This window comes from Amycolatopsis sp. VC5-11, from assembly GCF_037034185.1.
Classification (GTDB): Bacteria; Actinomycetota; Actinomycetes; order Mycobacteriales; family Pseudonocardiaceae; genus Amycolatopsis; species Amycolatopsis nivea.
In genome coordinates this window covers 143,511-156,403 of the sequence record NZ_JBAGKF010000013.1, presented here as the reverse complement: position 1 = coordinate 156,403, position 12,893 = coordinate 143,511, and the positions used below count along the sequence as shown (strand labels likewise).

Genomic DNA, 12,893 nt, shown 5'->3' with positions numbered 1-12,893 from the left:
GGCAAGCCTGACCTCCCGGCCGCCGCTCGTGCGTGGGGGACGCACGGCGTGATCCACGCCCAGCCCGCCCCGTTCCGAGGGAGACGATCATGGTCGATCGGCCCAGAACCGCCCCGAACACCGCCCCCGCCGACGCCGACGCAGCCGTCGACGAGGTGCCGAGGCTCGGACGGTTCGCGCTCTACAGCGTCCAGCACCTGCTGACCTTCTACGCGACGGTTCTCGTGCTTCCGGTCATCATCGCGGCCGGCATCCACCTTCCCCAAGCGGAGACAGTGGTGTTCCTCGCCGCCACGGTCCTCGCCGGCGGCATCGCCACAATCGTGCAGACGGTCGGTGTCTGGCGGATCGGGATCAGGAAACCGCTGGTGCTCGGCGGTTCGGCCGTGGTGATCGGCCCGGCGATCGCCATCGGCAACGCCAACGGCGGCGGCATCGGCGGACTGCTGGCCGTCTTCGGCGCTTCCATCGTCGCCGGGCTCGTGCTCGCCGCCGCCTCGCCGCTGTACGGGGCGCTGCTCCGGGTGTTTCCGCCGGTGGTCACCGGATCGGTGATCGCGATGGTCGGGCTCTCGTTGCTGCCGATCACGGTCAAGCTGATCGGCGGCGGCGAGCCGGGCACGAAGTCGTTCGGGAGCGCGGCCAATCTTGCGGTCGCCGCGACGACCGTCGTGACCGTTCTCCTCATCTACCGGTTCGGCAAAGGCCTGCTGAAGAGCATCGCCATTCTCGTCGGCCTGGTCGCCGGGGGAGCGGTGGGCGCCGCCGTCGGGGTCGCCGACTTCAGCGGAGTCGCCGACGCGAACTGGTTCTCGTTCGTGGTGCCGTTCCACTTCGGACTGCCGACGTTCAATCTCAGCGCCGTCCTGGCGATGACCGTCGCCGTCCTGATCGTGGGCGTGGAATGCACGTCCAGCTACTTCGCGGTCGGCGAGATCCTCGGACGGGGCCCCACCGACAAGGAAGTCCGCCGCGGGATCCTCGCCGAAGGCGTCGCCGCCGTACTGGGCGGGATCGTGGGTTCGGTCCCGCCGACCACGTTCAACGGCAACATCGGCCTGGTGCGAGCCAGCAACGTGAAAAGCCGCTGGGTCGTGGCCGCCGCCGGTGTTCTGATGGTCGTGCTCAGCTGCCTGCCGAAGGTGGCCGCCGTGGCCGCGGCGTTGCCGGCTCCCGCGGTCGGCGCCGCCCTCATGACGCTGTTCGGCATCATCGCCACGGTCGGCATCCAGACCCTGGGAAAGGCCGACCTGCACAACGACCGCAACCTCATCGTCGTCGCGATAAGCCTCGGAGCCGGTTTCGTCCCGACTTCCTACCCGGAGATCTTCAACGCCTTCCCGCAGGGCCTGCAAATGGTGCTGCAAAGCGGAATCGTCGTGACCGCAGTCGTGGCAGTGGCCCTCAACCTGATCTTCAACGGGCTGCAGCGGCACGCTCCCGCCGAATAGGCGAATCCGCCTGCCCAGCAAGGAGAAATGCATCATGCACATCAAGACCACGGCGACCCGGACCCTGCCGGTCCGGCACCCGGAGGTGTTCCCCGTCCACGCGGGCAAGCGCTTCATCGTCACCGGCGCGGCCGGCGGCCTGGGCCGAGCGACCGCGGAACTGCTGCTCGCGGAAGGCGCGCGCGTCGCCCTGATGGACGTCCGCGGCGACGCCGTCTCCGCCGCGGCCCGCGAACTCGGCGGGCAAGCGGCGCCGTTCGTCGTCGACCTGAGCTCGCCGGAGAGCATCGCGGACGCGGCAGCCGAAGCCATCTCGCACTTCTCGGGCATCGACGGCCTCGCCAACGTCGCCGGCATCGTCCGCCATTCCGACCCGCTGCAGATTCCGCAAGCAGACTGGGAAAACCAGCTCGCGGTCAACGTCGTTGGCCCCTACGAACTCTCCCGGCTCGTGGCACAGCACCTGATCGAGGAGAACCGTCCCGGCGCGATCGTGAACGTCGCCTCCGAGGCGGGAAAGGTCGGCCACGCCCAATCGCTCGCCTACAGCGCGAGCAAAGCCGCGCTGATCAACGAAACCAGGATGATGTCGGCAGCGCTGGCCCACGCGGACATCAACGTCAACTGCGTGTGCCCCGGAGGCCTGCCGACCGCGATGCTCCGCCAGGTGGCCGACGCCTATTCCGACCGCATCCACGAACCGGCGGGCGACATCTTCGACGCCATGATCACCGAACAAGCCGGACGGCACCTCGACCTGACCGAGGTCGCCCGGGTCATCTCGTTCCTCCTGTCGGACAACGCGTTCGCGATCCGAGGGCAGGCGGTGAACGCGGACGGCGGCGGAACTCCGTATTGATCGCGACTGGCCCGTCCGGTTCCCGTCTAACCGGCAGCGTCCGCCGCGCCGGGACGGACGGTTTTGACGTATCGGTGGACTGGGACGCCGACAGTGCCACGCCGGGTGGGCGCTTGGTGGACCATCGGCCCGGCGTCGCGCCAGCCCGCTCGCTCGTAAAGCCGCCGGGCGGTGGCATTGGCCGGAACGACGGCCAGCCACGCCTCCCGGTGGGTTTCCGCGATCAGGCGCTCGGCGGCATCGAGGAGAGCGGACCCGACACCCGTGCCCCGCGCGGCCCGGTCCACTCCGAGTTGGATCACCTCGCCGTCGCCGACCCCGACGATGACCAGCCCCAGCAGACCCGGCCCGCCGTCGGTGGCGACCAGCGTCGTGCTCAGGTGGTCGGCCGCGAAGGTGGTGAAGTGCTGGGAATCGCGCACCGCCATGAGCTCGTCCGGGACACGGCCGCGGTGCCCGTCGAGCCACGCGGCCTCCCACATCGCGGCGATCCGCGGCAGGTCGGACGGTTCCGCCGCACGCAGGACCGGTGCGGGCGAGGTACGCGTCATGGGACTTCCTTCCGCCGATGGACGTCACTGCCGTAAGCTGTTTATGCCAGTGACGCTACTGAACAGGGAGGCAGGCAAGCAAGTGCGCCTGGACGCTTACGCCGACACCGGGCTGCTGGTCGCGATCGACCTCGTCAACCGCCTAGTCCTGCACCCGGACGACAGCGTCTTGGCCGAGATCCTCGCCGTCGACCCGCCGTCAGCGGCCCAGGTGACGGCCGACGACGCCCCCGGATTCACCGCACTCGCCAACGCACTGCGGCCGGTACTCGACAACCTGCGCACCGGTGACGAGGACAGCGCCGCGACCAGGCTCAACAAGCTGCTCTCCGCGTACCCCGCCCACCCGCACCTGGCGCGGGAAGAAGGACGCTGGCGCTTGCACCATCACCCGGCCGAAACGTCCCTGGTGCCGATGTGGTCGGCGATCTGCGCGGAAGCCCTCGCCCGGTTCCTCGCCGACGGTCACGCCCACCGGATCGGCGAGTGTGAGGCACCTGGCTGCGGACGGCTGTTCGTCGACACCACCCGCAACCGCATCCGCCGCTTCTGTTCGACCGCCTGCCAGGACCGCGTCAAAACCGCTGCGGCGCGTCGCCGCCGGACTGCTGAGGGCTGAAATTTCTTGGGCCATGTCCGGCGCAGTCTGCTGTCTTCAGGGGTTGCCTCGTAGACTCTCGTCCGAGCAGGGAGCCGACGGAGCTGAAGTCGCGCTCGCTACTTCGCACCGAAGCGAGGCAGTATGGCCCAGGAGTACGCACTGACGTGCGAAGCGATCGACATCGTCCTCTCTGACTCGCCGCTGAAGGCAAAACGCCTCCACCTCGGCGAGGTCCTGCGCCGCATGTTGCGCGCGGACATCTTCGCCTCCTATGTCTGCGATTCGTCCGGCCCCTACTCCGACCCGGTCCAGCTCGACCTCGGCGACGACGCGCTTCGCGCCTACGACAGGCATTTTCGGCACGTCGACGACCTGACCCCGAAGCTTTTCGCGCGGGGGAGCGCTTCGCGGATCACTCCGGCCGCCGGGGTATCCACCGAGTTCGTCCAGGACTTCCTGCATCGCGGCGGGATGTACCACGGCATGAACTACTTCGCCGCCGGAGCCGGTCCTGGTTCGGTGGACCTGCGGCTGTGGCGGGGACGCGGCGGCCGCGCGTTCACCGAGGACGAGGCGCGGGTTTTCCGGTCATTCGGGGACCTGGTCGCGCGGACCTGGCCGAGGGAGGCCGTGTCCGGGCAGAAGCCGTTGTCCCGGCGCGAAGCGCAGGTCGCGGAGCTGGTCGCGGACGGGTACAGCGACAAGCAGATCGCCGCGGCCCTCGGGATCGCGCCGCCGACTTTGCGGACCCACCTGAGCAACGCGTTCGCCAAGACCGGAGCCGCCAACCGCGCGGCCCTGGCGGCGCATCACCTCCGCCATCGTCAGAAATGACGATGGCGGAGACCGCACGGCATGCCGAGACTCCCGGATAAGCCTCATTCGCTGCAAAGGAGCCCCGGATGCCGCTTTCTCCGGCGGGCGTCACCGCCCACCCCGCTGTCCTCGAGCCGGTCGGACGACCGGAACCGGGGGAGTGGACGCAAACCTGTACTGCCGAAGACATCGCGACCCAGTTGCCGCTGGCGGGCGGGAAGCCGTATCCGCTCGCGGTGAAAGCGAACATCGCGGTGCGCGGACTGCGCCGGTCCGCGGGATGCGAGCTGCTGGACCTCGGCCCGGAGGGGGCCGACGCCCCGGTCGTCGCGCTGCTGCGCCGCTCCGGCGCGGTGGTCGTGGGCATGGCGAACATGCACGAACTCGCCTTCGGGATCACGTCGCAGAACGCCTCCTACGGCGCGGTGCGCTTGCCGGATCGTCCGGGCTATCTGGCAGGGGGATCCTCGGGCGGCAGCGCCGCGGTCGTCGCGCGCGGCCACGCCGAGGTCGCACTGGGCACGGACACCGGGGGCTCGATCTCGATTCCCGCCAGCCTGTGCGGGGTCGCCGGATTCCGCCCCAGCACCGGACGCTGACCGACGGCGGGCATCGTCGGCCTGTCGTGGACACGGGACGCCCCCGGGATCTTCGCGCGCTCGGTGCGCCGCCTCGCCGAGATCGACCGGACGATACTCGGCGAAACAACGGAGCAGGACCTTCCGCGGCCCCGGATCGGGGTGCCCGCCGAGCTGTTCCGCGAACTGCACCCCAGCACGCGAGCGGCGACCGACGCGGCCTTCGACGCGCTCGGGGACGTGGTCGAGCTGGTGCCGGTGCACCTCGAGGAGATCTGGGAGCTGAGCCACGCGGCGGCGATGCCGATCGTCTGCTGGGAAGCCCGCCGGCTGCTCGGAGACGCCGTCGCCCGCGCCCTGGGCATGAACCCGGAGGAGGCGTTCGCCCGGCTGGTCGCGGGAGTGCGCAGTCCGGACGTCCGGCAGATCCTCGAAGCGGAGGCATCGTCCCCGGTGTCGCCCGACGAATACGCGATCGCCCAGCGACAAACCGAGCAAGCGCGAGCGCGCTACACGGAACTGCTGCACAGGCACGCACTCAACGCGCTCGCGTTTCCCACCACGCCCGCACCGGCTCCGCCCGTCGACTGCGACGGCACCGTGGAACATCTGGGCAGCCGCGTCGACGCTTTCGAGCTCTACACCCGGAACACCACGCCAGGCGCCATGCTCGGGGCGCCCATGGTCACCTTCCCGCTCGCCACCCCCGCGACCGGCCTTCCGGTCGGGCTGACCGTCCAAGGAGGACGGTTCGACGACCGCCGGACCCTGCGCCTCGCCGAACGAATGGCGGAAACACTGTCGGACATCGTCAACCAGGCCGGTTGACCACCCGGCTACCGCGACTTCTTGGTTGTTCTGCGGAGTTTGCCGCGCAGCGCGCGGAGGGCGATCGGCCCGAGGTCGTCGACCACCTCGATGAGCACGGCCAGCCGGTCGAGCGCGTCCAGGGCCGCCTCGGTCCCCTCCGGGTCGACGCCCTCGTAGAGCTCCAGTCCGACGAACCCGGCGCTCACCGCGCGTGCGAGGCCCGGCGTGTCGATCACCTCGGCCACCGGGGAGTCGGCCAGCAATCTGGTCAAGGCACTCTCGATCGGGGCGATCCACAGCTGCAGGGCCGTCGCGGTCGCTTCGGCGAGTTTGGGGTCGGCCTGCGCGCCGGCGAGCATCTGGGCGAGCACCGTGACGTTGCCTTGCGCGCGTTCGTCGGCGTGCAGGGCGCGGCCGAGCGCAAGAAGCTGCCGCAGGTCGGTGACCTCGTCGAGGCGTTCGGCAAACGGTGCGACCCTGGCCTGGGTCGCGGCGAGGCACGCGGCCTGCAGCAGGTCGTGGACGGTGCCGAAGTGGTAGAAGACCAGCGCCTGGTTGACCCCGGCGGTCGCCGCGATGCTCCGCGCCGTGGTGCCGTTGAGGCCGTGCGTGCGGATCGTCTCGATCGTGCCGTCGATCAGGCGTTGTCGGGTGTCGGCCACGGCTTCACCGTAGAGGCCCCGACAGCCGGTGACCGACGGCACCCGGGTGTGGCAGCCGCTCCGGACGCCCGCCGGGCCAGTACTCGAAATGCCACCACTCGTTGTCGTACACCTGATACAGGTGATGGCGCGCGCCATACCGCTCCAGCCAGCGCGAGCCCTCGACGGGCCGCACGTCCAGGGCGGTCCCCGCGACGTGTCGGGACTCGTCCGGCGGCAGCGCCCGCAACCGGGCCGCCGCCGGCGACCCGCTCCGACGGACTTCCTCGGCGAACAAGCGCTCCTGCTCCCCGGCATCCCGATATCCCGAGGTGAGCCCGATGAGCTCACCGTCTCGCCATAACGCCTGCGTGCGCGCCGCAATGAACGCGGCCCGGGTGGCGGGCGTGAGGCCGGTGAGGTCCTCGGCGGGGAAACGCACCGCCAGCGCCCATTGACAGGCGGTGCGCCGAGCCCGACCCGGCGTGATCACGAACGCCACCGGCAGCAGCGCTCTTGCCAGCATCCGGGTGACCGCCTGGTACCAGCGATCGCGGCGAAGTGCCCGGCCGGGATCGGGACGGACGCTCGTCATTGCTACCCCCACTCCGGCCGTGTGCGCGACCGCCAACCCGCTTTTGAGCAGTTGCTCAAAACAGAGGATAGACGAGATTTGAGCAACTGCTCAAGCAGGTCTCCGCCCGAGATCGCTGGCCGCGGAGCAGGGGGGCGAGCCGGTCAGAAATCGGGCGTGGAATCCACGGCCCCGTCGCGGCGGATGCGGCGGAGGTGCACCGCGCGGGTCAGCCGGATCACCGGGCGGATCAGCAGTTCGATGCTGCCGATCAGGAAGAACCAGGCGGCCAGGGTGGCGAGGGACTCGTAGAAGAACAGGATGCTTCCGGCGACGAACCAGAGGGCGATGAGGATGTCGTTGCCGATGCTCAAGGTTTCGTACCGGCGACGGATGATCAGTTCGTCGTGCCCGAAAGTGAGCACGAGGTCCGCCGTGTCCGGTCCGTTCGGGTGCGCCATGCCGCTGCATACCCGGGTGCCAGTACGGCTAATCCGCGCCGGACGCGATCTCCGCCTCCTCGCCGCGCGACCGCCGCGAAATCCGTAAGGGTTGAACTGCACTGAACCATTACCGCACGATGGCGGCATGGAAGAAAACCGTTGCCCCCGCTGTGGCTGGCCCTTGGCCGAGCTGCCCTCGTCCGCTGTCGTTCCCGCGTCGGCGGGCAGCCGGGCCGACTACGTGCGTTGTGTGTGCGGCAGCTGGATCGCGCGGCTCGGCGGGGTCGTCGTCGGGTCTACCCGCCCGCGCTGACTCACCAGTGTTCGGGGCGGTCCAGCCGCGGCGGCAGCTTGGTCTCGGCGTCGCCGCGGGCTGCGTTGACCTGGGACTGGGTAAGGAAAATGCTGTCGGTGAAGTCGGTGCCGCGGACGTCGGCGTCGCGCAGGTCCGCACCGATCAGGTCAGCGCGGCGCAGATCAGCGCCTCGGAGGTCGGCCGCGATCAGGTAGGCACCGCGCAGGTTTGTGCTGCGGAGGTCCGCGCCGGCCAGTTTCGCGCCGATCAGGTCGGCACCTCGCCGGTCCTTCTTGCGCCCGGCTCCGGCACGGACCAGTTCGCTGGTGCGCACCAGCAGCGGGTTCACCTGCGCCCGCCGGGCGTCGACGTCGATAGCCAGCACCGCATCCGCGTCCCCGGCAGTGATCTGCTCCAGTTCGGTGATCTCCGCGTCCAGGTCCGCGTGGATTTCGCGGGTCGTCGCCAGCGAGCGCGCCTCGGTGAGGTACCAGAGCAGTTCGTGCAGATGCCGCATCACCGGGAGCGCGGCGAACATCCGCTCGCGGGTTTCCGGGGCCTCCCGCCAGCTCCGGCCGCCGAAGGTCACCTGCGACACCTGCTGTCCGGCCCCGAAGCAGTCGTACCCGGTGCAGCCCGCGAAACCCTTGGGGCGCAACCGGTCGTGGATGCCGCAGCGGAAATCGGACCGCAGGTTCGGGCACGGGTCGCCGGCGCGCTTGTCGATCGCGAAATCGGCGGATTTGGTGAAGGTGAGCGCGACGCAGCAGAGGGCGAAACAGCTCGTGCAGTCGGCGGTCAGGGTGCGGCGGTCGGGCAAGGTCTCTCCAGCGAAGGCGGGCGAACCTGTCCAGCGTAGTCGCCGCTCAACTGCCCGCGACGACCACGACGCGTCGGCGGCGCGATCGCATCGCCAGCGCCGCGAGCACGAACACCTGCAGCTCAGGCTTGACGCCGGACAGGTCAGCGGTGCCCGCGGTAAGGGTGCCGACGGTGTTCCCGGCCTGGTCGAGCTGCACGTGGTCACGACGCCCGGTCCGCCGGAAACGCAGCTCCGCACCGCCGCTCTCGACGCTCCAGGTGCGCGTGCCCGGCCGGTGAGTGCTCGCGAGCACCGACCCGTCGGCCGCCAGCAACTGGTAGCTGCGCAGCCGGCGGCGGATCCGGTAGCTGACGCCGTCCAGCCGGAACTGCCCTCCGGACCGGCCCTCGATCACGGTGAGCAGGCGGCCGTCGCTGGTGATTTCGTATTTGGTCAAGCCGGACTTCGCTATCTGCAACATAGCCAAACTCCAGCATCGCCCCGTCCGAACCGCCCGTGCCGTTTGTCATGGGTGATCATCGGCGAGGCGGCCGTACCATGATCGACATGCGCGAACCCGATCCGGACCGGTTCTCGGCCCGCCAGTGGCCGGACTGGAGCTTCTGGACGGACGCGCACCGCGGAGCGCCCGGTCTGCACCGCGGCCGCGTCCGGTCCGTGGTGGTCAACGGCCTGATGATGGGCTTCCTGGCCACCTGGGTGATCGGGATCGCGGACGGGCAGTACGGACAGGTGCGCACCGGGCTCGTCTTCGGCTTCCTCGGCTGCTACGCCATCGCGTACCTGCTGGTGCTGTGGTTCGGCCCGCTCGCGCTGCGGCGGCAGCGGATCGCGATGGTCGCGGCGATGTTCGCGCTCGGCACCGCGCCCGCGCTGATCCTCGGTTCCCCGGCGTATCTGACCGGCCTCACCTACGCCATCGCCACCGGGCTCATGCTGTTGCCGCTGCGGTTTTCCCTGCTCCTCGGCACCGGAGCGGCCGTCGCCCAGATCGCGTGGATGCTGGTCAGCGACGGGCGGGTCGCCTGGGGCCAGGTCCTCACGCTCGTGGCCGTCACCGCGATCCTCGGCATCGTCTACGCGCTGACGTTCACCATCGGCCACCTCCGGCTGGCCCGCGAGCAGATCCGGCGGATGGCGGTGGACCAGGAACGGCAGCGCGTCGCCCGCGACCTGCACGACGTCCTCGGCCACAGCCTCTCCACGATGACCCTGAAACTCGGCCTGACGCGGCGGATCCTGGAGACTTCGGACAACACCGACGCGGCGCTCGCCGAGATCCGGGACCTGGAGGACCTCTGCCGGGAAGCCCTCTCCGACGTCCGCGCGACCGTGTCCGACTACCGCACGGTGTCGTTCGCGACCGAAGTCGCCGGCGCCCGGATGGCGTTGCGCGCCGCCGGCGTCCAGGCTGAACTGCCTGCCGCGGCCGACGCCGTGGCTCCGGAACTGCAGGGCGTTTTCGGTTACGTAGTAAGGGAAGCCGTGACAAACGTACTCCGCCACTCCGACGCACAGCGCTGCGTCGTCCGCGTCGGACGGGACTGGCTGGAGGTCGCCGACGACGGCACTGTCCCGGCCGAGGTCGTCCCCGGACACGGTCTGACCGGTCTCGCCGAGCGGATGGCCGCGGTGTCCGGCTCCCTCGAACACGGCCGCGGCCCGCACGGCGGCTTCCGGGTGCTCGCCCGGGGCCCGGCGACCGGAGGTGCGGCGTGATCCGGGTCCTGCTGGCCGACGATCAGGCCCTCGTGCGCGGCGCGCTGGCTTCCCTGCTGCGGATGGAATCCGACATCGAGGTGGTCGCCGAGGTCGGCTCCGGCCCCGAGGTCCTGCCCGCCGCGCAGCGGACCGCCCCGGACATCGCGCTCGTCGACGTCCAGATGCCCGGCCGCGACGGCCTCGCCGTGACCGCCGAACTGCGGCACGCGCTGCCGGAGTGCCGCGTGCTGATCTGCACCACCTTCAGCCGCCCCGGTTACCTGTCGCGCGCGATGTCCGCGGGCGCGGCCGGGTTCGTGGTGAAGGATTCGCGCCCGGAACAACTGATCAACGCGATCCGCCGGGTCCACGCCGGACTGCGGTTCGTGGACCCGGCGCTCGCCGCCGAATCGCTGGCCAGCGGCGCGAGCCCGCTCACCGACCGCGAGGCGGACGTCCTGCGCGCCGCGGCGGAAGGCGGAACAGTCGCGGACATGGCGCAGGCGCTGGGCCTGTCGGCGGGGACGGTGCGTAATCACCTGTCGTCGGCCATCGGCAAGACGCAGGCCCGCACGCGCGCGGAGGCGGTCCGGGTCGCCGAGACGAGCGGGTGGCTGTAGCGCTCCGGACGTAGCCAATCCAGGGCCCCCTTTCTTGATCGGACGTTCCAGAAAGGCGTAGAGTGCGGATCATGGTCCGCACCCGAGAGTTCGACACCGAGGCCGCGGTGAGCCGCGCGATGGAACTGTTCTGGTCGCGTGGCTACGAGGCGACCTCGGTGCGCGATCTGACCCAGCACCTCGGCATCGGGCAGGGCTCGCTGTACGCCGCGTTCGGCGACAAGGACGGCCTGTACCGGGCTGCGCTGGAGCACTACCGGGCCACGCTCGCGGCAACCGCCTTGGACAGCCTGAAAAACGGGGCCGACGCCCGCTCGGCGATCCGGACGCTCCTGGTCGAGCGGATCCGGATCGCCGTGTCCGACGACGGCCGCGGCTGCCTGGCCGTCAATGCCGTCTGCGAGCGCCTGCCGGGGGACGCCGCGACCCGGCGCACCGTGCGGGACATGCAGGACGCGAGTCAGGACGCGATCGCCGAGGTGCTGCGCGTCGCGGCGGAGCGCGGCGAGATCGCGACACCGCACGATCCGGCCACGCTGGCCGCCTTTCTGGTCACCTTCCTCAACGGACTGCTGGTCACCGCGAAGATCACCCCGGACGCCCGCGCCCTCGAACCCCTCGTGGAGGTAGCCCTCGTCGCCCTCGGCTGATGTTTTACGTCCTCAATATGGAACGCTCGATCAAGAAAGAGAACGATGCTCGACCACGACAGCACTCCCGTCCGCACCGGCCGCGCCGCGGTCAACGGAACGAGCCTCCACTACCGAACCGCCGGGTCCGGCCCCGCGGTCGTGCTGCTGCACGGCGTGCCGAAGACCGGTTACCACTGGCGGCACCTCGTCCCGAAGCTCACGCCGCATCACACCGTCGTCGTCCCGGATCTGCGCGGCCTCGGCGATTCCGCCCGTCCCGCAGGCGGATACGACTCCGCGACGATGAGCGACGACGTCGCCGAGCTGATGGCCGCCCTCGGCCACGAGACCTACGCCGTGGTCGGCGAGGATTGGGGAGCGGTGATCGGCTACCAGCTCGCCGCCCGGCACCGCGACCGCGTGCCGTCGCTGGTGTTCGCCGAGGCGTTGTTCCCCGGGTTCGGCTTCGAGGACCACACCGCGCTCACCGCCGAGAACGTCGCCGGCGGCATGCACCTGTGGCATCTGGGCTTCTACTTCCAGCCGGACGTCCCCGAAATGCTCATCGCCGGCCACGAACGCGAACTGATCACCTACATGATCAAGTTCGAGCGCAGCCGCCCGGACAGCGCCACCCCGGACGCGATCGAAGAGTACGTGCGCTGCTACTCCATGCCCGGCGGCATCCGCGCGATGCTCGCGATCTACCGGGCGATGCTCGTCGACGCCGAGCAGAATCGGCAAGCGGCGCAACGGAAACTGGACATCCCCGTCCTCGCGCTCGGCGGGTCGGCGTTCATCGGCGAACGCGCCGAGTCCCAGATGCGGATCATGGCGGACGACGTCACCGGCCTCGTTTTCGACGCCGGGCACGACCTCGCCGAGGAAGTGCCCGACGAGATGGCCGACGCGATCCTTCCGTTCCTCGCCAAGCACCGGTAGCCGGAGAGGTCAGGGGAGCGGCTGGTCGATCTGCTCGCGCAGGATGTCGCCGTGTCCCGCGTGCCGGGCGAACTCCTGGATCATCGCGAGCAGCGTCCAGCGCATGCTGACGGTTCCCTCTCCGGGAAACTCCTTGGTGTCGCCGAGTTCGAAGCGCGCGGCGATCTCCCGCGACCGCTGGCTGGCGCGTTCGTATTCGGCGATCACGTCGGCCACGGTCTCGTCGTCGGTGACGGTGAAGGTGCCGACGTCGCGCTTCGAGTATCCGTCGCATTCGGACTCGGCGAGCCCGGCCCAGAACCGCTGAAACCAGATCCGTTCCGCCGCGGCGGCGTGCTTGACCACGGAAATCGGCGTCGACAGCGACGCGACGAGCCGTCGCCGCGCGTCGGTTTCGGACAGGCCGCGGAGGGTCTCGACCAGCGCTTCGCGGTTGCGGTCGAGCGTGTTCTCGAGCAGTGCTCGTTCGGTGCCGTTGGTGATGCGTTCGGTGGGCATGGTTCTGCTCCGTTTCTCGGGCATGACTGGGGACGACCTGACGAGGCCGGGGATTGCT

The 12,893-nt window shown here is 70.0% G+C and carries 15 protein-coding genes and 1 pseudogene; 9 read left to right on the top strand and 7 right to left on the bottom strand.

The features are described from left to right. Positions 1 to 89: 89 nt before the first annotated feature. On the top strand, positions 90 to 1,451 hold the full coding sequence (locus WA670_RS31600) for a solute carrier family 23 protein (RefSeq protein ID WP_336159745.1): 1,362 nt from the start codon (positions 90 to 92) through the stop codon (positions 1,449 to 1,451). Positions 1,452 to 1,485: 34 nt separating this feature from the next. Further along, a complete protein-coding gene (locus WA670_RS31595; protein WP_336159744.1) occupies positions 1,486 to 2,310 on the top strand; it encodes an SDR family NAD(P)-dependent oxidoreductase in 825 nt (274 codons plus the stop codon). A 26-nt stretch (positions 2,311 to 2,336) separates the two neighbouring features. On the opposite strand, the gene WA670_RS31590 is transcribed toward WA670_RS31595, so the two are convergent. After that, entirely contained in the window at positions 2,337 to 2,861 is a 525-nt protein-coding gene (locus WA670_RS31590; protein WP_336159743.1) for a GNAT family N-acetyltransferase, read from the bottom strand. Positions 2,862 to 2,910: 49 nt separating this feature from the next. Between WA670_RS31590 and WA670_RS31585 the strand changes: the two genes are divergently transcribed. From WA670_RS31585 to WA670_RS31575, 3 genes and pseudogenes are all read left to right on the top strand, one after another. Then, a complete protein-coding gene (locus WA670_RS31585; RefSeq protein WP_336159742.1) occupies positions 2,911 to 3,480 on the top strand; it encodes a CGNR zinc finger domain-containing protein in 570 nt (189 codons plus the stop codon). 123 nt (positions 3,481 to 3,603) lie between these two features. Next, positions 3,604 to 4,296, top strand: a complete 693-nt coding sequence (locus WA670_RS31580) for a helix-turn-helix transcriptional regulator (RefSeq protein WP_037806107.1) — start codon at positions 3,604 to 3,606, stop codon at positions 4,294 to 4,296. 68 nt (positions 4,297 to 4,364) lie between these two features. After that, a pseudogene (locus WA670_RS31575) lies at positions 4,365 to 5,684 on the top strand (amidase family protein). An 8-nt stretch (positions 5,685 to 5,692) separates the two neighbouring features. Here the strand turns inward: WA670_RS31575 and WA670_RS31570 are convergent. From WA670_RS31570 to WA670_RS31550, 5 genes are all read right to left on the bottom strand, one after another. After that, complete coding sequence (locus WA670_RS31570; RefSeq protein WP_336159741.1) at positions 5,693 to 6,328, bottom strand: TetR/AcrR family transcriptional regulator; 636 nt, start codon at positions 6,326 to 6,328, stop codon at positions 5,693 to 5,695. A 4-nt stretch (positions 6,329 to 6,332) separates the two neighbouring features. Further along, positions 6,333 to 6,902: a D-alanyl-D-alanine carboxypeptidase family protein gene (locus WA670_RS31565; RefSeq protein WP_336159740.1), complete on the bottom strand. Its 570-nt coding sequence runs from the start codon at positions 6,900 to 6,902 to the stop codon at positions 6,333 to 6,335. A gap of 143 nt (positions 6,903 to 7,045) precedes the next feature. Further along, the gene (locus WA670_RS31560; RefSeq protein ID WP_037806109.1) at positions 7,046 to 7,342 is read right to left on the bottom strand and encodes a YrhK family protein; all 297 of its coding nucleotides are present in this window, start codon (positions 7,340 to 7,342) and stop codon (positions 7,046 to 7,048) included. 296 nt (positions 7,343 to 7,638) lie between these two features. Then, positions 7,639 to 8,439, bottom strand: coding sequence for a pentapeptide repeat-containing protein (locus tag WA670_RS31555; RefSeq protein WP_037806110.1), 801 nt, complete (start codon positions 8,437 to 8,439; stop codon positions 7,639 to 7,641). Between the two features lie 46 nt (positions 8,440 to 8,485). Further along, entirely contained in the window at positions 8,486 to 8,902 is a 417-nt protein-coding gene (locus WA670_RS31550) for a hypothetical protein (RefSeq protein ID WP_336159739.1), read from the bottom strand. 86 nt (positions 8,903 to 8,988) lie between these two features. Here WA670_RS31550 and WA670_RS31545 point away from each other — a divergent pair, with 86 nt between their 5' ends. The 4 genes from WA670_RS31545 (at position 8,989) to WA670_RS31530 (ending at position 12,337) form a co-directional block, all read left to right on the top strand. Next, positions 8,989 to 10,161, top strand: coding sequence for a sensor histidine kinase (locus tag WA670_RS31545; protein ID WP_336159738.1), 1,173 nt, complete (start codon positions 8,989 to 8,991; stop codon positions 10,159 to 10,161). Continuing rightward, complete coding sequence (locus tag WA670_RS31540) at positions 10,158 to 10,763, top strand: response regulator transcription factor (protein WP_037806115.1); 606 nt, start codon at positions 10,158 to 10,160, stop codon at positions 10,761 to 10,763. Before WA670_RS31545 ends, WA670_RS31540 begins: the two co-directional genes overlap by 4 nt. Before the next feature lie 71 nt (positions 10,764 to 10,834). Further along, complete coding sequence (locus tag WA670_RS31535) at positions 10,835 to 11,413, top strand: TetR/AcrR family transcriptional regulator (protein ID WP_134728331.1); 579 nt, start codon at positions 10,835 to 10,837, stop codon at positions 11,411 to 11,413. 45 nt (positions 11,414 to 11,458) lie between these two features. Beyond that, positions 11,459 to 12,337, top strand: a complete 879-nt coding sequence (locus WA670_RS31530) for an alpha/beta fold hydrolase (RefSeq protein WP_336159737.1) — start codon at positions 11,459 to 11,461, stop codon at positions 12,335 to 12,337. Between the two features lie 9 nt (positions 12,338 to 12,346). On the opposite strand, the gene WA670_RS31525 is transcribed toward WA670_RS31530, so the two are convergent. Continuing rightward, entirely contained in the window at positions 12,347 to 12,835 is a 489-nt protein-coding gene (locus WA670_RS31525; protein WP_336159736.1) for a DinB family protein, read from the bottom strand. Between the last annotated feature and the right edge of the window lie 58 nt (positions 12,836 to 12,893).

What these genes read in the sequence shown, in the direction of transcription:
- WA670_RS31590 (WP_336159743.1), bottom strand. Translation starts at nt 2,861, where the DNA reads ATGACGCGTACCTCGCCCGCACCGGTCCTGCGTGCGGCGGAACCGTCC.
- WA670_RS31560 (WP_037806109.1), bottom strand. Translation starts at nt 7,342, where the DNA reads ATGGCGCACCCGAACGGACCGGACACGGCGGACCTCGTGCTCACTTTC.
- WA670_RS31595 (WP_336159744.1), top strand. Translation starts at nt 1,486, where the DNA reads ATGCACATCAAGACCACGGCGACCCGGACCCTGCCGGTCCGGCACCCG.
- WA670_RS31550 (WP_336159739.1), bottom strand. Translation starts at nt 8,902, where the DNA reads ATGTTGCAGATAGCGAAGTCCGGCTTGACCAAATACGAAATCACCAGC.
- WA670_RS31580 (WP_037806107.1), top strand. Translation starts at nt 3,604, where the DNA reads ATGGCCCAGGAGTACGCACTGACGTGCGAAGCGATCGACATCGTCCTC.
- WA670_RS31535 (WP_134728331.1), top strand. Translation starts at nt 10,835, where the DNA reads ATGGTCCGCACCCGAGAGTTCGACACCGAGGCCGCGGTGAGCCGCGCG.
- WA670_RS31530 (WP_336159737.1), top strand. Translation starts at nt 11,459, where the DNA reads ATGCTCGACCACGACAGCACTCCCGTCCGCACCGGCCGCGCCGCGGTC.
- WA670_RS31545 (WP_336159738.1), top strand. Translation starts at nt 8,989, where the DNA reads ATGCGCGAACCCGATCCGGACCGGTTCTCGGCCCGCCAGTGGCCGGAC.
- WA670_RS31600 (WP_336159745.1), top strand. Translation starts at nt 90, where the DNA reads ATGGTCGATCGGCCCAGAACCGCCCCGAACACCGCCCCCGCCGACGCC.
- WA670_RS31565 (WP_336159740.1), bottom strand. Translation starts at nt 6,902, where the DNA reads ATGACGAGCGTCCGTCCCGATCCCGGCCGGGCACTTCGCCGCGATCGC.
- WA670_RS31525 (WP_336159736.1), bottom strand. Translation starts at nt 12,835, where the DNA reads ATGCCCACCGAACGCATCACCAACGGCACCGAACGAGCACTGCTCGAG.